18 protein-coding genes are annotated in these 23,201 nt (G+C 35.5%); 17 read left to right on the forward strand and 1 reads right to left on the reverse strand.

The window, feature by feature from the left end; translation table 11 throughout:
• Window positions 1-174 precede the first annotated feature (174 nt).
• The 8 genes from dnaE (at window position 175) to COD11_RS01755 (ending at window position 11,350) form a co-directional block, all read left to right on the forward strand.
• Complete coding sequence (dnaE, locus tag COD11_RS01720) at window positions 175-3,528, forward strand: DNA polymerase III subunit alpha (protein ID WP_098795024.1); 3,354 nt, start codon at window positions 175-177, stop codon at window positions 3,526-3,528.
• Between the two features lie 225 nt (window positions 3,529-3,753).
• Window positions 3,754-4,983 (forward strand): NADP-dependent malic enzyme, encoded by a 1,230-nt coding sequence (ystJ, locus tag COD11_RS01725; protein WP_098795025.1) that lies wholly within the window; start codon window positions 3,754-3,756, stop codon window positions 4,981-4,983.
• A gap of 16 nt (window positions 4,984-4,999) precedes the next feature.
• Entirely contained in the window at window positions 5,000-5,626 is a 627-nt protein-coding gene (locus COD11_RS01730) for a FadR/GntR family transcriptional regulator (protein ID WP_176550943.1), read from the forward strand.
• Between the two features lie 240 nt (window positions 5,627-5,866).
• Entirely contained in the window at window positions 5,867-6,742 is an 876-nt protein-coding gene (gene accD, locus COD11_RS01735; RefSeq protein ID WP_098795027.1) for an acetyl-CoA carboxylase, carboxyltransferase subunit beta, read from the forward strand.
• On the forward strand, window positions 6,736-7,713 hold the full coding sequence (accA, locus tag COD11_RS01740) for an acetyl-CoA carboxylase carboxyl transferase subunit alpha (RefSeq protein ID WP_098795028.1): 978 nt from the start codon (window positions 6,736-6,738) through the stop codon (window positions 7,711-7,713). Before accD ends, accA begins: the two co-directional genes overlap by 7 nt.
• Window positions 7,714-7,992: 279 nt before the next feature.
• Complete coding sequence (gene pfkA, locus COD11_RS01745; RefSeq protein WP_098795029.1) at window positions 7,993-8,952, forward strand: 6-phosphofructokinase; 960 nt, start codon at window positions 7,993-7,995, stop codon at window positions 8,950-8,952.
• 143 nt (window positions 8,953-9,095) lie between these two features.
• Window positions 9,096-10,856: a pyruvate kinase gene (gene pyk, locus COD11_RS01750; protein WP_098795030.1), complete on the forward strand. Its 1,761-nt coding sequence runs from the start codon at window positions 9,096-9,098 to the stop codon at window positions 10,854-10,856.
• A 107-nt stretch (window positions 10,857-10,963) separates the two neighbouring features.
• Complete coding sequence (locus COD11_RS01755) at window positions 10,964-11,350, forward strand: FxsA family protein (protein ID WP_098795031.1); 387 nt, start codon at window positions 10,964-10,966, stop codon at window positions 11,348-11,350.
• Between the two features lie 57 nt (window positions 11,351-11,407).
• Here the strand turns inward: COD11_RS01755 and ytvI are convergent, their stop codons facing one another.
• A complete protein-coding gene (gene ytvI, locus COD11_RS01760; protein WP_098795032.1) occupies window positions 11,408-12,523 on the reverse strand; it encodes a sporulation integral membrane protein YtvI in 1,116 nt (371 codons plus the stop codon).
• A 173-nt stretch (window positions 12,524-12,696) separates the two neighbouring features.
• Between ytvI and COD11_RS01765 the strand changes: the two genes are divergently transcribed.
• The 9 genes from COD11_RS01765 to hflC all read left to right on the forward strand — a co-directional run bounded on the left by COD11_RS01765 (window position 12,697) and on the right by hflC (window position 23,044).
• Window positions 12,697-13,161: a DUF441 domain-containing protein gene (locus tag COD11_RS01765; protein WP_098795033.1), complete on the forward strand. Its 465-nt coding sequence runs from the start codon at window positions 12,697-12,699 to the stop codon at window positions 13,159-13,161.
• A gap of 582 nt (window positions 13,162-13,743) precedes the next feature.
• Window positions 13,744-14,862, forward strand: a complete 1,119-nt coding sequence (gene citZ, locus COD11_RS01770; protein ID WP_098795034.1) for a citrate synthase — start codon at window positions 13,744-13,746, stop codon at window positions 14,860-14,862.
• A gap of 235 nt (window positions 14,863-15,097) precedes the next feature.
• A complete protein-coding gene (icd, locus tag COD11_RS01775; RefSeq protein WP_098795035.1) occupies window positions 15,098-16,369 on the forward strand; it encodes an NADP-dependent isocitrate dehydrogenase in 1,272 nt (423 codons plus the stop codon).
• Window positions 16,370-16,546: 177 nt separating this feature from the next.
• A complete protein-coding gene (gene mdh / locus COD11_RS01780; RefSeq protein WP_098795036.1) occupies window positions 16,547-17,485 on the forward strand; it encodes a malate dehydrogenase in 939 nt (312 codons plus the stop codon).
• 127 nt (window positions 17,486-17,612) lie between these two features.
• Window positions 17,613-18,089, forward strand: coding sequence for a MaoC/PaaZ C-terminal domain-containing protein (locus COD11_RS01785; RefSeq protein WP_098795037.1), 477 nt, complete (start codon window positions 17,613-17,615; stop codon window positions 18,087-18,089).
• A gap of 221 nt (window positions 18,090-18,310) precedes the next feature.
• Window positions 18,311-19,030 (forward strand): response regulator transcription factor, encoded by a 720-nt coding sequence (locus tag COD11_RS01790; RefSeq protein WP_098795038.1) that lies wholly within the window; start codon window positions 18,311-18,313, stop codon window positions 19,028-19,030.
• A complete protein-coding gene (pnpS, locus tag COD11_RS01795; protein ID WP_098795039.1) occupies window positions 19,023-20,792 on the forward strand; it encodes a two-component system histidine kinase PnpS in 1,770 nt (589 codons plus the stop codon). The genes COD11_RS01790 and pnpS overlap by 8 nt, the downstream gene beginning before the upstream one ends.
• A gap of 358 nt (window positions 20,793-21,150) precedes the next feature.
• Window positions 21,151-22,125 carry an FtsH protease activity modulator HflK gene (hflK, locus tag COD11_RS01800; protein ID WP_098795040.1) on the forward strand — a complete coding sequence of 325 codons (975 nt, stop codon included), beginning with the start codon at window positions 21,151-21,153 and terminating at the stop codon, window positions 22,123-22,125.
• Complete coding sequence (gene hflC, locus COD11_RS01805; protein WP_098795041.1) at window positions 22,115-23,044, forward strand: protease modulator HflC; 930 nt, start codon at window positions 22,115-22,117, stop codon at window positions 23,042-23,044. The genes hflK and hflC overlap by 11 nt, the downstream gene beginning before the upstream one ends.
• Window positions 23,045-23,201 lie beyond the last annotated feature (157 nt).

Below are 23,201 nucleotides of genomic sequence, written 5' to 3' on the forward strand. Positions count from 1 at the left end.
TATATATGGACGACCTATTTTAAGTATGAAAGAAAATATTGTTGTAGGAATGGTCTAAATTCTCTAACAGTGAACGCTCTTATTTGTAACTATATAACCGCGGGAATATAATGAAGGATATATAAATGATCCTTGAATAAAAATTTAAAACAAATGTAGAAAGGAGGGGAATATATGCCGTTTGTTCACCTTCAAGTGAAAAGTGCATACAGCTTGCTCTCAAGTGCAGCAAGATTAGATAAATTAGTTAATAAGGCAAAAGAATATAAATTCAATGCTATAGCATTGACTGATTTTCATGTGATGTATGGGGCTGTAGCTTTTTATAAGCTTTGTCAAGAAAATGGAATAAAGCCTATTTTAGGTATGACAGTCACAATCATAGATGAACAACATGAGACTGACATGACAGCTGTACTACTAGCTGAAAATAACGAGGGGTATCAGAATTTATTAAAAATAAGCAGTGCTCTTCAAACAAAATCACCTGAAGGGCTTCCGGACCGATGGTTAAAAAGCTATCATTCTGGATTAATAGCCATTATTCCAGGACAGATGTTCATGGAAAGCTTTGAAAAAGAACAGTTTGAGCAAGCAATTGTCTTATTAAAAAAATATCAAACTCTATTTGGTGAAAACTCAATTTACTTAGGAACTCAGAGAGTATCCTTAGAAGATGAGTCTCTACATAAACATTTACTGAATATTAGTCATGAAGTGAATATTCCTATGGTGGCAACGAATAATGTTTGCTATATCGAAAAGGAAGATTACCTTGCTCAGCAATGTCTAATCGCATTAAAACGTGGTGAAAAGCTTTCTGATTTTCATGTTGACCTAAAAGGTACACATGAAAATTACTTAAAGACTCCAGCTGAAATGGTATCTTTATTCGAGGAGTCCCCTGATGTATTAGAAAATACATTAAAGATAGCTGCTCGGTGTAAAGTGAATCTTAATCTGGGCGTTACGCATCTACCAAAATACCCTACTCCCAAAAACCAACATGCTGATGAATATCTTGAGGAGCTTTGTTACAAAGGATTAAATACAAGATTTGAAAACCCTGACTCTATCTATTTACAAAGACTAAGCTATGAGTTAGATATTATAAAAAGAATGAATTTTAGTGATTATTTTTTAATTGTATGGGACTTTATGAAGTACGCTCATGATCATGGTATATTAACAGGTCCAGGACGAGGTTCTGCTGCCGGCTCTCTTGTTTCATATGTGCTACGAATTACGGATGTAGATCCAATTAAACATAGGCTACTTTTTGAAAGGTTTTTAAATCCAGAGCGTATTACTATGCCGGATATTGATATTGACTTTCCAGATACAAGACGTGATGAAGTAATAGCTTATGTAGCAAACAAATATGGGAAGTTACACGTTGCTCAAATTATTACCTTTGGTACGTTAGCAGCAAAAGCAGCTATTCGTGATGTGGGGAGAGTAATGGGAGCTTCGCCTAAGGAAACAGATGTCTTATCGAAGCTGATCCCATCTCGACCTGGAATCACCCTTCAAGAAGCATTTAAAGAATCTCAGGCACTACAGAAATTAATTACTGAAAATGAGCTGAATAAAAAAATCTATGAAACAGCTTTAAAACTAGAAGGCCTCCCAAGGCATACTTCTACACATGCAGCAGGTGTTGTTTTAAGTGATCAACCTTTAACAAATATTGTCCCAATTCAGCAAGGGCAACAGGATGTGTACTTAACACAGTACTCTATGGATTACTTAGAAGATCTCGGGCTTTTAAAAATGGATTTTTTAGGCTTAAGAAATCTTTCTTTAATCGAGAATATTATGAAATCTATACAACGTGTTGAAGGAAAACGAGTTGATTTGACGAACATATCCTATCAAGACGAAAAAACGTTTGATCTTTTATCCCAGGGAGATACAACAGGAGTTTTTCAGCTTGAATCCGAGGGGATGAGAAGTGTTTTAAAGCGTCTTAAACCTAGCAATCTTGAGGATATTGTTGCTGTAAATGCGTTATACAGACCTGGTCCGATGGAAAATATACCACTTTATATTGACAGAAAACATAAAAGAAAAAGCACAACATATTTACATCCCTCACTGGAACCGATTTTACAGAATACCTATGGTGTTATTGTCTATCAGGAGCAAATAATGGAATTGGCTTCTACTATTGCAGGATTTACTCTAGGGGAAGCAGACTTATTAAGAAGAGCCGTCGGGAAAAAAAAGAAAGAAATACTAGATCAACAGAGGGAACATTTTGTCTCGGGCTGTATGAGAAACGGTTATAGTCAACAAGTGGCAAACTCAATTTATGATTTAATTGTAAAGTTTGCCAACTATGGATTTAACCGTAGTCATGCAGTTGCCTATAGTATGATTGCTTACCAATTAGCCTTTTTAAAAGCAAATTACCCTCTCCATTTTTTAACAGCTTTATTAACAAGTGTAAGTGGAAATGAAGATAAAGTTGCTCAATATGTTCGAGAGGCGAAACGTAAAGGTTTTGCAGTGCTGCCACCCTCTGTAAACAAAAGTGAGTTTGCATTTTTAGTAGAAGGTGCTAGTATTCGCTATAATTTAACATCTATTAAAAATGTAGGTGTAGCGGCTATTAAGGAAATTTTTCATGCAAGAAAGAAAAGACCTTTTACTGACTTATTTGATTTTTGTATAAGGGTGTCAATGAAAATTGTGACTAGAAAAACAATGGAGCAACTTATTTTTGCTGGTGCAATGGATGAGTTTACTATTGATCGTGCAACTTTGCTTGCAAGCCTGGATGTTGCCATTGAGCATGCAGAGCTAATGACTCCATCAGATGAAAGTCAATTTGATCTCTTTTTGGAAGAAGAGTTTAATCTAAAGCCAAAGTATATTGAAGTAGAGCCATTTAAAATTGAAGAAAAACTTAGATTTGAAAAAGAATCTCTAGGTTTATACTTTTCGATTCATCCTGTTGAAATGTACCGTTCAAACCTTCATGCAGTCCGTGCTGTTACTATTGATGATCTATCCTCAAATGTAGATCGAAAGGTTTCAATTGGGGCTTTGGTAGCAAATGTACGAACAATACGTACTAAAAAAGGTGAGGTTATGGCTTTTTTACTACTTGGAGATGAAACAGGAGATATTGACGCGGTTATTTTCCCACAAACTTATTCAAAGTTTGGTGAAAAGGTGAAGGACGGAATGATTTTCTATCTGGAGGGAAAAGTTGAAAGAAGACAGGATAAAATTCAGTTTATTGTTCAGCAAATAAAAGAACTGGATCACTTACCAGCCGTTTCAAAACATGGAAAGCTATTTGTGAAAATTGAGAAGCAGTTCTCAGATCAACAAAAGCTTCTAGATGTAAAGGAGATACTAAGTCGTTTTCATGGGAGTATCCCTGTCTACCTCTATTATGAGCATGATAAGAGGACCATTCAATTACCTGAAGAGTTCTCAGTTTCAGCTACAGAAGAGTGTTTAACAGATTTAATTAATTTACTTGGGCAAAATAATGTTGTGCTAAAACAGGAGTAGCCTTTAATTGTAAGGCTATTTTCGTAAATGAGTATGTTTATGCTAAACGATGCTTTACAATCAAATGAATTATGTTATCATTTAATAATGATTTAAAGTGGTCTGACCACTTTTTTTAAAGAGTGATAGGCAGAATAATAATAGATACAGCTGAACTGGTAACCAAACAATTAGATTCTTACAATAGGGTACTTGTTCTAGTACTTTACATGGGGAGTGTTCATGATGTCATTAAGAGAAGAAGCCTTACATATTCATCGTGTTAACAAAGGGAAATTAGAATCAAAGTCAAAGATTCCAGTGAAAAATGCTTATGATTTAAGCCTTGCTTATTCACCTGGTGTAGCTGAACCTTGTAAAGACATTTATGATGATAAAAGCAAAGTCTATGATTATACGATGAAAGGTAATATGGTTGCAGTAGTTTCTGATGGTACGGCTGTGCTCGGGTTAGGGAATATTGGTCCTGAAGCAGCATTACCGGTTATGGAAGGAAAAGCTGTTCTTTTCAAAAGTTTTGCTGGAGTGGATGCATTTCCAATTTGCTTAAACACGACAGATATTGATGAAATCGTTAATACAGTTAAGTTGCTTGAACCAACGTTTGGTGGAGTAAACTTAGAAGACATAGCTGCTCCTAATTGTTTTGTTATTGAAGAACGTTTAAAAAAGGAAACGAATATCCCTATTTTTCACGATGACCAACATGGTACTGCGATTGTAACAGTAGCAGGGCTTGTTAATGCTCTTAAATTAGTCGGAAAAAGTATGTCTAATATCCGGGTTGTAGCTAACGGTGCAGGAGCAGCTGGTATTGCAATCATTAAGCTTTTATATAGCTATGGTGTAAGAGATATTATTATGTGTGACACGAAAGGTGCGATCTTTGAAAATCGTTCACACGGTATGAACAACGTGAAATCGGAAGTAGCTAAATACACAAATAGAGATCAGCTAGAAGGTAGTTTAGCCGATGTTATTAAAGGTGCCGATGTATTTATTGGAGTTTCGGTTGAAGGGGCCTTGTCTAAAGAAATGGTTCAATCAATGAATGAGAATCCAATTATTTTTGCTATGGCTAATCCTGTTCCAGAAATTATGCCGAATGAGGCCAAAGAAGCTGGTGCGAAGGTTATTGGAACAGGTCGATCTGATTTTCCAAACCAAGTAAACAATGTATTGGCTTTCCCAGGAATTTTTAGAGGTGCGTTAGATGTACGTGCTACACACATTAATGAGAAAATGAAAATTGCGGCGGTTGAGGCAATTGCAGCACTTGTATCTGAAAAGGATTTAAGTCCAGATTATGTGATTCCGGCACCATTTGATCCAAGAGTGGCACCAGCTGTTGCTTCAGCAGTAGCTAAGGCAGCAATGGAAACCGGTGTGGCAAGAATTAAAGTCGATCCGGAGGAAGTTGCTGAGAAAACGAGGCAATTAGCCATCATTGATTAAAGTGAGTGATTCTTCTTTGACAACTCCGCATTCAAAAGTTTATATTGAAATCCTTCGCCATATTCGCACAATCATTGCAGACAAACAGCTTTCTTATGGAGATAAAATTCCTTCAGAAAGAGAGCTGGCTGAGAATTTAAAAGTTGGAAGATCTTCTGTTCGTGAAGCATTAAGAGCTCTTGAATTATTAGGAATGATTGAAACAAGAAGAGGCGAAGGAACTTTTTTAAAGGATTTTAGAGAGCATAATTTAATTGAACTGTTGGGAACCTTTATTCTTGATGATACAAAAGCAATAAAGGATGTCATTAAAATGAACGAGCTATTAGAAAAGAATGCCCTGCAGTTAATCTTACAAAGTGACATAAATGAACAATTAGTAGAATTATCTAGTATAGTTCAGGAAACAGAGATAACAAGATTTGAATTAATGACTGAACTTGTTAAATTAGCAAATAATTTTCTCTTATATCGAATTTGGAATGTTTTAAATGAATATGTCAACTTTGTATATAAGGGTGATCAATCGCATAGTTTTCCAAAAAAACATTTAGAAATGTTGCTTGATGCTTTAATAAAAAAGGATCATTTAGAAGTGTTTATTCAATATGAAGCGGTATCCCTTAAAGAAAATGTCGAATAGATATTGACAACTTTCTACAACATGTTTGTCCAGCAATCGTTACAGTTAATATAACTGACAATTTTCTAGAAAACAGTTTCTGAAAGTGAATACTAGATTATGTAATCATTATCTGATTTAAATAGAAGCAGCTTTAATAAAGGCTATGTTTAAGCACGTTGTTATTTTTGGCTATAAATTGAGCTAATAGGAAATTTTCGGCCAATTATACAGTGCCTTAGAAAAAGGGGAGGTACCGTTTTGTTAAAAGATTTATTTACTAAGCCAAAACCAAAGAAAAAGAAATATGCCTCAATTCCTTCTGAGCAAGCTAAGCAAGATGTTCCGGAAGGGATTGTCATAAAATGCCCGAATTGTAAAAAAATCATGTATACGAAAGAACTTAATAAAAATTTAAAAGTTTGTATGAATTGTGGATATCATCATCAAATGAATGCTAGAGAGCGAATCGAGAGCTTATTTGATGAAAATAGCTTCCTTGAATATGATCAAAATATGATATCTGAAAATCCTCTAAACTTCCCTGATTATGAGGAAAAACTAGAAAAAGATCGTCTTAAAACAAAGCAAAATGAAGCTGTAGTAACAGGAGAAGGTCTGATAAACGGCTTTAGGACAGCTGTGGCTATCATGGATGCTAGTTTTAGAATGGGAAGTATGGGTTCTGTTGTAGGAGAAAAAATTACCCGAGCAATAGAAAATGCGAATGAAAAAGGATTACCGATTATTATTTTTACTGCTTCTGGTGGAGCTAGGATGCAAGAGGGCGTTTTAAGTCTTATGCAAATGGCTAAAACAAGTTCTGCCCTTAAGCTTTTTAGTGATAATGGTGGGTTGATCATTTCTGTTATGACACATCCAACAACTGGAGGAGTTTCGGCAAGCTTTGCATCACTAGGTGACTATAATTTTGCTGAGCCAGGTGCTTTAATTGGGTTTGCTGGTAGAAGAATTATTGAGCAAACGATTAGAGAAGAGCTTCCTGAAGACTTCCAGACAGCTGAATTTTTATTGAAGCACGGGCAATTAGACAATGTTATTAATCGCCAAGAATTAAAGGAAACTCTTGGGAACATACTTGATATCCATCAAACAGGAGGTGAAATAACATGGTAGGTGAGATGGAGTTTGAAAAGCCAGTTACCGAGCTTAGAGCGAAAATTAAAGAACTGAAAGAGTTTACTGCTCAATCTGATGTTGATTTATCATCTGAAATTGAAAAATTAGAAGCAAGATTAGAAAAGCTTGAAAATGAAATCTATACAAATATAAAGCCTTGGGATCGAGTTCAAATAGCAAGGCATCCTAGTCGCCCTACAACTCTAGATTATATTGAACAAATTTTTACTAATTTCTTTGAATGTCATGGTGACCGATATTATGGTGATGATGATGCCATTGTTAGTGGTATAGCTAAGTTCAGAGATGTACCAGTAACTGTAATTGGTCACCAGCGTGGTAAAGATACAAAAGAAAATATACGAAGAAATTTTGGTATGCCACATCCTGAAGGCTATCGTAAAGCATTACGGTTGATGAAACAAGCTGATAAATTCAATCGTCCGATAATATGTTTTATAGATACAAAAGGAGCTTATCCAGGAAAAGCGGCTGAAGAAAGAGGACAAAGTGAAGCAATTGCTAAAAACTTGTTCGAGATGGCTGGTTTATCTGTACCAGTTATTTGTATCGTTATTGGAGAAGGTGGAAGTGGTGGAGCACTAGCATTAGGTGTAGGAAATTATATTCATATGCTGGAGAACTCTACCTACTCTGTTATTTCTCCTGAAGGTGCAGCAGCATTACTTTGGAAAGACTCAGGATTAGCAAAGAAAGCTGCAGAAACGATGAAAATAACTGCCCCAGATTTAAAGGAACTTGGTGTAGTTGATGAAATTATTCCAGAAGTAAAAGGTGGAGCACATAAAGATGTAGCTCAGCAAGCAATCAATATTACTGAGGTAATCGCAAGCTCTTTAAAAACTCTCTCAACTATGACAGGGGAAGAATTAATTCAGCATCGTTATGAAAAATATAAAAGAATAGGTCAAGTATCGTTTGCAAACGATCTACTTGGGGTAAAATAGAAAAACGTGTGGCCGACTGGTCCACGTTTTCTTTTGCGGATGTGAAAGAAAAGACAATTCATTCTATTTTATTTACAGATTATACTTTTTGGCAAAGTAGGACAATAATTTTGCAAAATTACATAATTCATTAAACACAGCAGATAATTTATTGTATAATGAAAAAGGCTCATAAAAAGGTTATTCGACAAAAGTTGACTCTTTGTTGTATTGACATTATAATCATGTTATTTTGGAAGTAATTTAGTATTGCTACTTATCTATAGTGGGGTGAAAGTTTTGAAAAAAATTGGCGTCTTAACCAGTGGTGGAGATTCCCCTGGTATGAATGCTGCTGTTAGAGCAGTTGTACGTAAAGCGATCTATCATGATGTAGAGGTTTATGGAATCTACCATGGATATACAGGTTTAATTGAAGGAAGAATAGAAAAATTAGAACTTGGCTCTGTAGGAGATATTATTCACCGCGGAGGAACGAAATTATATTCTGCTAGATGTCCTGAATTTAAAACAATAGAAGGCCAGAAAAAAGGAATTGAACAATTAAAGAAACATGGGATTGAAGGCCTAGTTGTTATTGGCGGAGACGGTTCTTACATGGGAGCGAAAAAACTAACTGAACATGGTTTTCCATGTGTAGGTGTTCCTGGAACGATTGATAATGACATTCCTGGTACTGATTTTACTATTGGATTTGATACAGCACTTAATACAGTTATAGATGCAATTGATAAAATTCGTGATACAGCTACATCACACGAACGTACATATGTTATTGAAGTAATGGGAAGACATGCTGGTGATATTGCCCTTTGGTCTGGTTTGGCTGGAGGAGCTGAAACAATCTTAATACCGGAAGCTGACTATGACATGGACAATGTTGTTGCCCGCTTAAAACGTGGTCATGAGAGAGGGAAGAAACATAGTATTATTGTAGTTGCAGAAGGTGTAGGTAGTGGAGTTGAATTTGCTAAGCAAATTGAAGAAGCTACTTCATTTGAGACTCGTGTTTCTGTACTAGGTCATGTTCAGCGTGGAGGTTCCCCAACTGCATTTGATCGTGTATTAGCAAGCAGACTAGGTGCGTATGCTGTTGAATTATTGTTAGAAGGAAAAGGTGGACGTTGTGTTGGTATTCAAAAAAATGAACTTGTTCACCATGATATTCTTGAAATACTAGATCAACCACATACGATTGATGATAATATGTACCGATTATCTAAAGAATTATCTATATAAATACTAGTTGGTATCGTTACCATATTATTTTACAAAGCTAAAAATAAAACAATAAAACCATACTAAAAATGGGTAAAGGAAGAAACGAATCTAATAGGGGATAAGTGAAACCTTTACCCTTCTAAATGGTAGGAGGAAACGAAATGCGCAAAACGAAAATTGTATGTACAATTGGTCCTGCAAGTGAATCAATTGATAAATTATCAGAATTAATGCAGGCTGGAATGAATGTAGCCCGCTTGAATTTTTCACACGGTGATTTTGATGAGCATGGTGCAAGAATTAAAAATATTAGAGAGGCTTCTGCCAATCTAAACAAAACTGTAGCTATTCTTCTAGATACGAAAGGCCCTGAAATCCGCACAAACACAATGGAAAATGGTGCTATTGAGCTTGAGGCAGGAAAAGAAATTATTGTGTCAATGACAGAAGTAGTTGGTACAACAGAAAAGTTCTCTGTTACATATGAAGGACTTATTGATGATGTACATATTGGATCAACAATTTTACTAGATGATGGTCTCATTGAGTTGGAAGTAATCGGCCTTGATCAAACAAAAGGTGAGATCAAAACATTAATTAAAAATACTGGTACATTAAAAAATAAAAAAGGTGTTAACGTACCAGGTGTTAGTGTGAAGCTTCCAGGTATTACAGAAAAAGATGCTAAAGATATTGTTTTTGGTATTGAACAGGATGTTGACTTTATAGCTGCTTCATTCGTTCGTCGTGCTTCAGACGTACTTGAAATTCGCGAGCTGCTTGAAGAGCATAATGCAGGCCATATTCAAATTATCCCTAAAATTGAGAATCAAGAAGGTGTAGATAACATCGATGAGATTCTTGAAGTGTCAGACGGTTTAATGGTTGCTCGTGGAGATTTAGGTGTTGAGATTCCTGCAGAGGAAGTTCCATTAGTTCAAAAAGAATTAATTCGTAAATGTAATGCTCTAGGAAAGCCTGTTATCACAGCTACTCAAATGCTTGATAGTATGCAACGTAATCCAAGACCGACTAGAGCGGAAGCAAGTGACGTAGCCAATGCTATTTTTGACGGTACGGATGCGATTATGCTTTCTGGTGAGACTGCGGCCGGTACTTATCCAGTGGAAGCGGTTAAAACAATGCACAATATTGCTTCAAGAGCAGAGGAAGCTTTAGATTATAAGCAAATTTTATCGAAACGCAGTGCACAGGTTGGCACAACAATCACAGATGCTATTGGCCAATCTACAGCTTATACAGCTTTAAATTTAGGTGTATCAGCAATTGTTACTCCTACTGAAAGTGGACACACTGCAAGAATGATTTCAAAATATCGTCCTAAAGCGCCGATCATTGCTGTAACAGTTTCTGATTCATATTCTCGCAAGTTAGCATTAGTATGGGGTGTTTACCCAAGAAGTGGAAATCATTCCACAACAACGGATGAAATGTTAGATCGTTCTGTATTAGAGGCAATTAATAGCGGACTTGTGACACATGGTGATCTTATTGTGATTACAGCGGGTGTACCTGTTGGTGAAGCAGGCACAACAAACCTTATGAAAGTTCACGTTATTGGAGATGTTATTGCAAAAGGACAAGGCATCGGTCGTAAATCAGCTTTTGGTAAGGTTGTAGTGGCAAGCACTGCAAAGGATGCACAAGAAAAAATGACACAAGGTGCTATTCTTGTTGCACAAGGAACTGACCGTGATATGATGGATGCTCTTGAGAAAGCATCTGCTCTTGTAACAGAAGAAGGTGGCTTAACAAGTCATGCTGCTGTTGTGGGGTTAAGTCTTGGAATTCCTGTTATTGTAGGTGTAGAAAACGCAACAACATTGTTAAAAGATGGTCAAGATATTACAGTAGACGCTGTTCGAGGAGTTATTTACCAAGGACATGCAAGTGTACTATAATTATCATTAAGAGAAGGGGTATTCCCTTCTTTTTTTTGCATTTTTAGAATAGAATAGAGAGGTATAGAGGCTTATCGTTTTATTAGTAGAGTTTAAGAGGTGAATACATGCGATTATTAATGTTTCTTATTATTGTTATACCTGCTCTAGAAATCGGAATTTTAATACTATCAGGCAATGCAATTGGTCCAATTCCAACTGTATTACTTATTATTTTAACGGGTGTTGTAGGAGCTTGGCTTGCTAAGAAACAAGGATTGGAAACGTTAAGAAAAGCTCAGCAAGACATGCAATTTGGACAAATTCCTGGAATGGCCATTATTGACGGGCTTTGTATCTTGATTGGTGGAGTTTTGTTATTAACTCCTGGCTTTATAACAGATACAGTTGGGTTTTTATTGTTATTTCCATTTAGCAGAAATAAGTTTAAACCGATTTTATTAGCAACTATTCGAAAAATGATTGATAAAAATCGGATAACGATCATTAGGTAGAAGTTGACCAAAGAAATTGCGGGGCTGATCTTAGTATCAGCCCCGTTTGTTTTACTATTATCTATTATTCCCTATGATGAATTTCCATAGGTCCTCATATAAACCCGCGCTTTTAAATGTTTTTAATATGACTAATGCAACTGGCCCAGCAATCAGCCCTAAAAAGCCAATTAGTTTATAACCTATAAAAAGTGAAACGAGGGTAGCGAGTGGATCTAGTCCGATATTGGAGGAAAGTACTTTTGGTTCCATTATTTGACGCTGTATTAAGACGATAAGGTATAATACTCCTAGTCCGATAGCAAGCGGTATTCCTCCACTGAACGATAAGTAAATAATCCATGGAATGAACACTAAGCCCGTACCTAAATATGGGAGAATATCAACTAAACCAATTAATAAAGCGATTGTGATCGCGTAATCAACCCGTAAAATCAAAAGTCCTATTAAAACAATGGCGGTGGTAATGGAAATTAAGGTTGCTTGTGCACGAATAAAACCTATCAATGCTTTCTTTAGCTCATCAGTAATTGTCCTGCCACTTGATTTTGCTCTCTGTGGTAGTAAACCTGAAACAGCAGATTTAAATTTATACCAATCTTTACTAATGAAAAAAGTTGCAAGTAAAGAGAAGATGATGACAGTTGCGGCATTTGGGAGCCAACTAATGATGACTGGAATATTTTCTAAAAAGCCTTTGATGAAATTTCCAACACTGGATGCAACTGATTCACCGATATTTTGAATGTTTGAGATAATGGATTGTTGCTGATTTGATTCAAGACTGTTAAAAAGGTATGTTAATTGGTTATATAGTGGCATGATTTTTGTAACAAAGAATGTTTCGATGTAAACAGCTAATAACTCTAAATGTCCAGGGAGAACTCTTGCTAAATAGGTGGTTCCTGTTACAATTTCTGCTACTAAAAGAATGAGAATACCTGCTATTAAACAAATCAGTAAAATAATTGAGATAATCACTGAAAATCCTCTCGGAATCCTGAGAATCCGTTCCAACCCATTTACAAGAGGATTAATAATCATAGCAATTAAGATTGCAATTAAAAATGGATAAGTCAAAGTAGATAGATAATAACATATTGATATTCCTAAAAATGTAACAGCGATAATAAGTAAAAGTCTTAACATGCTATATAAATAATTCATATTCACTTAATGAATTCCTCCCCATTTTTCAATTCCTATGGGCTTTTCAAATCTTTAAATAAGGCTATATAGCATGTTTATTACATATTAAGCTTGTTTATACTATTTGAATTAATCTTTTGAGTTTCGATGTTTTGTCATGGTTTAACCATATTATTACTATTTGGAGGTTTTACTCAGTGTTTAGTCAACCAGTACTCTTTTTATTAATCTTATTAGGAGTTGGATTTTTAGCGAAAAATCAATCATTGTTAATAGCTGTTGGATGCTTGCTAGTCATTAAATTGGTTGGATTAGAATCAAAGTTATTGCCAACTATTGGGGCAAAGGGAATTAACTGGGGAGTTACGGTTATTACAATTGCTGTCTTAGTGCCAATAGCAACAGGAGAAATTGGATTTAAGCAACTAATTGACGCTTTAAAATCTTCTTATGCTTGGATTGCTTTAGGAGCGGGGATAGCTGTCGCTTTAATTGCCAAAAACGGGCTAACGTTGCTAGCTGAAGATCCTCATATTACAACAGCTCTGGTATTTGGCACAATTCTAGCAGTTTCGTTATTCAATGGTGTGGCTGTAGGTCCTTTAATAGGGGCAGGAATAGCTTATCTAGCCATGCAAATTGTAAAACTATTTAGTTCTTAAACATACATTTACTTTAAAAAGCCAATTAATTTAGATGAATTATACACTAATATAACAAATATATGTTATGGTTATATTAGTAAGGCAGTTTTAACGAAAAAATCCCTAAAATAAAATTTTTCTAACAAATTTTTAAGTAATAAAGTGGTTTTCATTCACAAAAGTCTGATAATTGTTTATAATAGGGATATGTTCTAAAATAATGCCTACATGATAAGGCAACCTTATCTCATCTTGATATGAGATAGGTATACGATCTATCATTTAAAAGATTACCTGATAGTGTATATCACGTTCGATTTTAACGGAGTGATGCTTTATCAAAATAATGAAAAATGTAAGCATTTTCTTTTTCTTTGCTTGCATGTGAGCAAGCGCTCAATCATCTAAAAGTTTAAAATAATACTATAAATTCATGATTCGTGATCTACGAAACATAGAGAAATATCTACTTTGACAAAAGCTTCTTTCCTTACATATGGAACAGTTTATGACTGAGTCAAGTAGGATTTCTACTACTTATATCATTTAAACTTTTAAGATGAAACAAATGGGGAAAAAAGGTAAAGGAGAGGGATTTATATGACAGCAACAAAAGGTCTTGAAGGTATCGTTGCAACTACTTCATCTGTAAGCTCGATTATTGATGATACATTAACATATGCGGGCTATAACATTGATGATTTAGCAGAAAACGCAAGCTTTGAGGAAGTGGTTTATTTATTATGGCACAGAAAACTTCCGAATGCAGAACAATTAAATGAAATTAAAAAACAACTTGCGGAAAATGCAAAAATTCCACAGCAAGTTATTGAACACTTCAAATCATACCCTATCAATAAAGTTCACCCAATGGCTGCTCTACGTACTGCTGTATCTTTACTTGGCTTGTTTGATGAAGAAGCAGATGTGATGGATACAGAGGCTAACTACAGAAAAGCAATCCGTCTACAAGCACAACTTCCGATTGTTGTTACTTCTTTTGCTCGTATTCGTAAAGGTTTAGAGCCAGTTGAGCCTAGAACAGATTTATCAATGGCTGCAAATTTCTTATATACATTATCAGGAAATGAGCCAGATGAAATTGCTGTTGAAGCTTTTAATAAAGCGCTTGTTTTACACGCGGACCATGAATTAAATGCATCTACTTTTACAGCACGTGTATGTGTTGCAACATTATCTGATGTATATTCTGGTGTTACAGCTGCTATTGGTGCTCTAAAAGGTCCTTTACACGGAGGAGCTAATGAAGCAGTAATGAAGATGCTTTCAGAAATTGGTGAAGTAGCAAATGCTGAAAGCTATATTAATGAGAAGTTAGCAAATAAAGAAAAAATAATGGGCTTTGGACATCGTGTGTACCGTCAAGGTGACCCAAGAGCCAAGCACTTAAAGAAAATGTCTGAAAAGCTAACAAAAATTACAGGTGAACCAAAATGGTATGAGATGTCAACAAAAGTTGAAGAATTAGTTACTTCTCAAAAACCACTTCCACCAAATGTTGATTTCTATTCAGCATCTGTTTACCATAGCTTAGGCATTGATCATGATTTATTCACACCAATCTTTGCTGTAAGTCGTGTATCAGGCTGGTTAGCTCATATTCTAGAGCAATATGAAAATAACCGATTAATTCGTCCACGTGCAGAGTATGTTGGACCAGAAAAACAAGCTTATATTCCTTTAGAACAAAGAGGATAATTTTATAGTGATATAGAATAGTGAAGAGACAATTCCACATTGTCCTCCCTCTATGGGGGGATTACTGTGTGGAATCGTTTTCTACGCTTTCAATATTCAGGCTTTTTATAAAACGCCTGAATAATATAAATTTAATTAATTTTATAAAAACAAAAGGAACAACACTTTAAGAGAAGTAAATCTATTGGTAAAATAGATTTGAAAAATCAATTACATAACCCGGGAGGTAATTTTCTTGACACAAGGTGAAAAAATTACAACAACTAATGGAGTATTAAACGTACCAAATAACCCAGTAATCCCATTCATTGAAGGAGATGGAATTGGTCCTGATATCTGGGCGTCTGCATCACGTGTTCTAGAAGCAGCTGTAGAAAAAGCATACAACGGAGAAAAACAAATCGTATGGAAAGAAGTATTAGCTGGTGAAAAGGCTTTTAACCAAACAGGTGAATGGTTACCAGCAGAAACACTTGATGTGATTCGTGAATATCTAATTGCAATCAAAGGACCTCTAACAACACCAATCGGTGGAGGAATTCGTTCTCTAAACGTTGCGCTACGTCAAGAATTAGATTTATTCACTTGCTTACGTCCAGTGCGTTATTTCCAAGGTGTACCTTCTCCTGTTAAACGTCCAGAAGATACAGATATGGTTATCTTCCGTGAAAATACAGAAGATATTTATGCTGGTATTGAATATGCCAATGGATCAGAAGAAGTTAAAAAGCTTATCAGCTTTTTACAAAATGAAATGGGTGTTAATAAAATCCGCTTCCCAGAAACATCTGGTATCGGAATTAAGCCTGTATCACAAGAAGGTACTAGCCGCCTAGTGAGAGCTGCTATTAACTATGCAATTGAACACGGCCGTAAATCAGTAACACTTGTTCACAAAGGTAACATTATGAAATTTACTGAAGGTGCTTTCAAAAACTGGGGTTATGAACTAGCTGAGAAAGAATTCGGTGATAAAGTATTTACATGGGCTGAATACGACCGCATCGTTGAAAACGAAGGTAAAGATGCTGCAAACAAAGCTCAAGCTGATGCTGAAGCAGCAGGAAAAATCATTGTAAAAGATTCTATTGCAGATATCTTCTTACAACAAATTCTAACTCGTCCACGTGAGTTCGATGTTGTTGCAACAATGAACTTAAATGGTGACTATATCTCTGATGCACTTGCTGCACAAGTTGGTGGTATTGGTATTGCTCCAGGAGCAAACATTAACTATGAAACAGGACATGCAATTTTCGAAGCAACTCACGGTACTGCTCCTAAATATGCAGGTCTTGATAAGGTTAATCCATCTTCTGTTCTTCTTTCTGGTGTTCTTATGCTTGAGCACTTAGGATGGACTGAAGCTGCTGAATTAGTAATGAAATCAGTAGAGAAAACAATTGCTTCTAAAGTTGTAACTTATGACTTTGCTCGTTTAATGGAAGGTGCAACTGAAGTTAAATGCTCTGAGTTCGGTGATGAGTTAATCAAAAACATGGGTTAATTTGTAACCTAAAAAGCTCTGTTAAAAAACACAGTAATTAGGGTATCTAGGTACTCTGCAAGAATTGACCATGAAAAGTCGAATAGAATCAAAGAGGGGCTTTGCGCATAAATGTACTTCATTTATGCGCTTTGCCCTCTTTCCTAATTTATACAGAATTTAAGGAGATGTTTACATATGGCTATTAAGCGTAGAAAAGTTTCCGTAATTGGTGGGGGCTTCACTGGAGCCACTACAGCGTTTTTATTAGGGCAAAAAGAACTTGCAGATGTAGTATTAGTTGATATTCCTCAAATGGAAAACCCAACAAAAGGGAAAGCTCTTGATATGCTTGAAGCTAGTCCTGTACAAGGTTTCGACGCAAACATTATCGGAACATCTAATTATGAAGACACAGAAAACTCTGATATTGTCGTTATTACAGCAGGTATTGCTCGGAAGCCAGGTATGAGTCGTGACGATCTTGTTGCAACAAATGCAGGCATTATGAAGGCTGTAACAAAAGAAATTGTTAAGTATTCTCCTGAATGCACGATCATTGTGTTAACCAATCCCGTAGATGCAATGACTTATACAGTTTTTAAAGAGTCAGGTTTTCCTAAGCATCGAGTAATTGGACAATCAGGAGTGTTAGATACAGCTCGTTTCCGTACGTTTGTTGCACAAGAGCTTAACCTTTCTGTGAAGGATGTAACAGGGTTTGTTTTAGGTGGACATGGTGATGATATGGTACCATTAGTACGCTATTCTTATGCGGGTGGTATTCCTCTCGAAACATTAATGTCTAAAGATAAATTAGATGCAATTGTAGAAAGAACACGTAAGGGTGGCGGTGAAATCGTTAATCTGCTAGGGAACGGCAGTGCATACTATGCACCTGCAGCTTCACTGGTGGAAATGGTAGAGGCCATTTTAAAAGATCAACGACGAGTTCTTCCATCTATAGTTTATCTTGAAGGAGAATATGGCTTTGATGGAATTTACCTAGGTGTTCCAACTGTACTAGGTGGAAATGGTCTTGAACAAATTATTGAACTTGAGCTCACCGAAGAAGAAAAAGCAGCACTTGAAAAATCTGCTGATTCTGTTAGAAACGTTATGAAAGTATTATCTTAAGAAAGTGTTTAAAATAAAAAGAAAGTTGAGGATTTCCTCAATTTTCTTTTTTACTAAGAAATAACCTAAATAGTAAAGTTACAGTGTTGTAAATCAGTTTCACTAATTTGGAAAAAGGGGTGCTAAAATGCTTCTTGGCAAAAAGAGAAAGATTGGTAGACATATCGAAGAAATATCGGTTGGAGAAAAATTAACTCTAACAGAAAAAATGGAAGATAAGGATTTACTTCTTTATTTAGGACTAACCAATGATGCCAACCCACTTTATATTCAGCATGATTATGCCTCACAAACTCCATACGAAAAGCCAATTGTACCAACAATCATGCTAACTGGAATCATTACAGCAGCTGTATCGAAATATTTACCAGGTCCAGGAAGCCACATTGTAAACCAAGAAATTTCATTCCTTCAACCGTTATACCATTATGATGTTGTCCAATTTCTCTTTGAGGTTGGAGAAGTCCATACTTCCGAAAATAAAATTGTAGTAAATATCCATGCTGTGAATAGTGAAGAACAAACAGTTTTAGAAGGAAAAATCACAGTATGCCCTCCTCACAAAATGACTCCAATGGAAGGAAAAGCATTAGAAAACTTCTAACTAAAATGTGCTGATAACTAACTGACTCTACTTAGAGCCAGTTTTTTTGTGAAGAAATATCCTGTTGTGAAGATAAGGTGAATTAAAAACAAAAACATTATTACAAACAATAGTTGCCCTTTTTCCCAACTATTCGCTAGAATAGAACTAACAAACATAGATAAATAACGAATAAAATAGATTGGTTCAATTGAAGGGAAATTTAATCTCTGGAGGCCTATATGAGTAAGAGAGTATTAGTAGTAGATGATGAACAATCAATATCAACCTTGTTAAAGTATAATTTGGAACAAGCAGGCTATACAGTTTCAACAGCTTTGGATGGTGAAGAAGGTCTGAATACTTGTTTGAAAGAAGAGCCTGATTTACTTGTGCTTGATTTAATGCTTCCGAAAATGGATGGAATTGAAGTGTGTAAACAGCTTCGACAAAGGAAAATCATGGTGCCAATTCTTATGCTAACCGCAAAAGACGATGAATTCGATAAAGTATTAGGCTTAGAATTAGGTGCAGATGATTATATGACAAAGCCTTTTAGCCCTAGAGAGGTTGTAGCAAGAATAAAGGCTATATTAAGACGCAGTCAGTCACAGCCTGAACCTGAGGTGCAAGAAATTGAGGATGAAAATCAAGTACTGATTGGCGATTTACGAGTGTTACCTGATCACTACGAGGCTTATTATGGAAAAGAACGTTTGGATTTAACTCCTAAAGAATTTGAATTACTAGTGTATTTAGCAAAACATAAAGGAAGAGTGCTTACAAGAGATCAGTTACTCAGTGCTGTTTGGAATTATGATTTTGCGGGCGATACTAGAATTGTGGATGTTCATATTAGTCACCTACGTGAAAAAATAGAAAGAAATACAAAAAAACCATTATATATTAAAACAATAAGAGGGTTGGGGTATAAGCTTGAGGAGCCAAAGCTGAATGAATAGATTTCGTTCACGCTTTTTGTTTGCCCTTATTACATTAATCATTGCGGTACTGGTTGGCTTAGGGTTATTGCTAGGGCAAATTTTTAATAGCTACTATCTGAACACGTTTAAAGAAGAGTTACAAAGAGAAGCGAATTCAATATTAACGATCATATCACGTGATGATTTATTGAACTCTCAAATCTCAGAATTACTGTCTGATTTAGGGAAAGATTATAAATCACATATTACTATCATAGATGAAGATGACACCATTTTGTTTGATGCAGGTGATTTAACACAAGATCTCGATATGAATTCATTGAAGAATAACGTACTTCCAATCATGAGGGGACAATCTAAGGGCTATTATTATAGTGACCAAGTTAACGGGGTAGCTTATTATGGATTGCCAATAAAGGAAAAAGCTGCTTATGAAGGGATTGTGCTCGTTAGCGTGTCTGTGAGTTCTTTAACTAAGGTAAATCAACAAATGTGGGGTATTCTAGTAGCTAGTCTCGGTATCGCATTTATCATTATATTATTAATTGGAGTAAGAATTACAGCCCAATTTACCAGGCCGATTGAGTCTGCAATTAAAGTATCTATGGAACTTGCAAAGGGAAATTATAAAGCACGTACATATGAAGATCATTTAGACGAAACAGGAATACTAAGTCAGTCAATTAATATACTCGCTCGAAACCTTCAAGATATGACAAGGGCACAGGAAATGCAACAAGATCGTTTGCAAACGTTAATTGAAAATATGGGAAGCGGGCTAATTTTGATTGATGGAAGAGGTTATATTAACTTAGTCAACAGAGCATATAAAGAATTATTTGAGGTTGACTCTGCTAAGTTTCTTTATCAGTTATATTATGACGCTTTCACCCATAAAGAAATTATTGAAATTGTTGAAGAGATTTTTATGACTGAGGTAAAAGTCAGAAAGCAGCTTCATCTTCCCTTGAAGATTGAACGTAAGCATTTTGAAGTGTATGGGGCACCTATTATTGGAACAAATGATGAATGGAAAGGAATTGTCCTTGTATTTCATGACATTACTGAACTTAAAAAACTCGAACAGATGCGTAAGGATTTTGTTGCGAATGTATCACATGAATTAAAAACACCTATCACATCTATTAAAGGATTTAGTGAAACATTACTGGACGGGGCACTTAGTGATAAGCAGACAGCCGAATACTTCCTATCTATTATTCTAAAGGAAAGCGATCGTTTACAATCTTTAATTCAAGATTTGCTTGATTTATCGAAAATTGAACAGCAAGGATTTGAATTATCAATCCAAACATGTGATTTACGGGAGATCTTGGATGATATTACTGTAATGTTAGAAAGTAAATCAAGAGAAAAAGAGGTAGAGCTTTCTGTTTCTTTACCTGAAGGTCTAACTTATATTGAAGGCGACATTTATCGATTAAAGCAAATTTTTATTAATTTAATTAGTAATGCTCTAACATATACTCCACAAGGTGGCTCTGTGCATGTAAAAGTGGATAAATATCCTGATTATGCAATCGTTACTGTTTCAGACACTGGGATCGGTATTAAAACGGAGGAAATTCCACGTATTTTTGAGCGATTTTATCGTGTTGACAGGGCGAGAAGTAGAAACTCTGGGGGAACAGGCTTAGGATTGGCTATTGTAAAACATTTGGTGGAAGCTCATAAAGGTCAAATTAGTGTGGAAAGTGAAGTTGGAAAAGGTACTACGTTTACAGTTAAGCTGAATAGAAAATTTGATGAAACCTCATAACGGAGTGGCCATAAAACCTTTTGATCTATTAAATTCGACATTATTTACAATTAATTTACACTAGGTTTATTATTACTTAATAAAATGTTGGTAATATACTAAGTGAAAACCCCTTCATCCAAGGAGCCAATCTTTTGGACGTGAGTTTACCAAATAAACTCACGTCCCTTTTTTTGTTGTCATAAATAAATCCTCATAAAATTCAACTCTTCATAAATTTATTTTCTAATTAATACTAATAGTGGGAAGCTATTAAAAGGGAAATGTGAAACCTTTTTAATGGTGATTCGTATATAACTTAACAAGAAAAATAAAGCAGTACATACTAAATGTACCGAATAAGAAAGGCAGGGGTTGGATGTTAAGTATAAAACGAGTACTCACGATCTTCGGATTTGCGTTGTTAATTGTGGTCTTAGGAGTTGTTGCTTTTACTTCATGGTATACCGTAGATGAGTCAGAACAAGCCGTGATGATTACTCTTGGAGAGGTAGAAGAAGGAATTAGTGAACCAGGTTTACATTTTAAGATGCCTTGGCCAATCCAATCAGTTGAAGTTCTATCTAAAGAAACCTTCAGTTTACAGTTTGGTTATGAGGAATCTGAGGATGGTGAAGTAAAAGATTTCCCAAAAGAAACAAAAATGATTACGGGTGATGAAAATATCGTTTTAGCAGATATGGTTGTTCAGTGGAAAATTACCGAACCAGGTAAATATTTATTTAATGCGGAAAATCCACAGGAGATGTTAGAAGATGCTACATCAGCAAGCTTGAGAAGTATTATTGGAAGCTCAACAATTGATGATGCTTTAACGTCTGGAAAGGTAGAAATTGAGAAACAAGTCCAGGAATTATTATCGAATCTTGTAGATGGCTATGATATTGGCATTACCATTTTAGCCGTAAAGCTTCAGGATGTAGATCTACCAAATGAAGAGGTTAGAAAAGCTTTTACAGCTGTTACTGATGCCCGTGAAACGATGAATACACGTAAGAATGAAGCAAATAAATACCGGAATAAACGAACAGAAGAAGCACAAGGGGAAAAGGATGCGATTATGTCTTCAGCAGCTGGTGATAAAGCCGCCCGAATGGAAGAGGCGCGTGGAGATGTTGCACAATTCAATGCAATTTATAACGAATATGTTAATAACAAAGAAATTACACAGAAGCGTTTAGTATTAGAAACAATAGATCAAGTTCTCCCAAATGCTGAGATTTATATTATGGAAGATAACGGAAACACAATGAAGTATTTGCCGATTAAAGATCCGGCTTCAAAGCCTGTCGTACCAGCTGAACAGGAAGGAAGTGATACGAATGGACAATGATAATATTGTCAACATGGAGGAGAAGAAACCTGCTTTTTCATTCAAGGGATATTTACGTGGAGGGATTATTCTTCTAATTTTAATTGTCTTACTTGTATTAGTCTTCACTAACCTTTTTATCGTTAAAGAAAATGAATATAAGGTTGTCCGTCAATTCGGTGAAGTTGTGAAGATTATTGAAGAACCAGGATTAAGCTTTAAAATACCGTTTATTCAATCAGTTACAACTCTTCCTAAATATCAAATGACTTATGATGTAGAAGAGGCTGAAATTAATACAAAGGATAAGAAGAGGTTAATCATTGATAACTATACAGTTTGGCGAATAAGTGACCCTAAAAAGATGATCTCCAATGCAAGGTCGATTGTTAATGCTGAAACGAAGATGGCTGAATATGTTTTTTCAACAGTTCGTTCTGAACTAGGTCAATTAAACTATGATGAGATTATTAATGATGAAAAATCTTCAAGAGGAAGTTTAAATGATAAAGTAACGGAGATAGTTAATAATTTATTAGAAAATGGTAACTATGGGATTGTTGTGACAGATGTGAGAATGAAAAGAACAGATTTACCTGCTGAAAATGAGCAGTCAGTATTCACACGAATGATTTCTGAACGGGAATCAACTGCACAGGGGTATCTGTCAAAAGGTGATGCTGAAAAGAATCGTATCATCGCAGATACTGATCGAGAAGTAAAAGAGATGCTAGCAAAGGCACAGGCTGATGCTGATGTTATTCGAAGTGAGGGTGAAAGGGAAGCAGCGAAAATTTATAATACTGCTTATTCTAAAGATCCAGGCTTCTATGAGATGTATCGAACATTACAATCATATAAACAAACAATTGATGAAGAAACCGTCATTATTATTCCGTTCAATTCTCCTTATGCTTCTTTGTTAAAGGGAGTCCAGTAAAACAATAACAAATTATATAGAACCCCTGATTTTCCTTTCTATTTCAAGACATGATAAAATAGAAGGAAATAAGGGGTCTTTTTTGGTTTATTGCTAATTTAGGTACATGTACAAGTAAAAGAGTGCTCCCGGACCTCCTGCAAAAAGCGAGTGTCTG

This window comes from Bacillus sp. AFS040349 (genome assembly GCF_002577655.1).
In the GTDB taxonomy this organism is placed as follows: Bacteria; Bacillota; Bacilli; order Bacillales; family Bacillaceae; genus Metabacillus.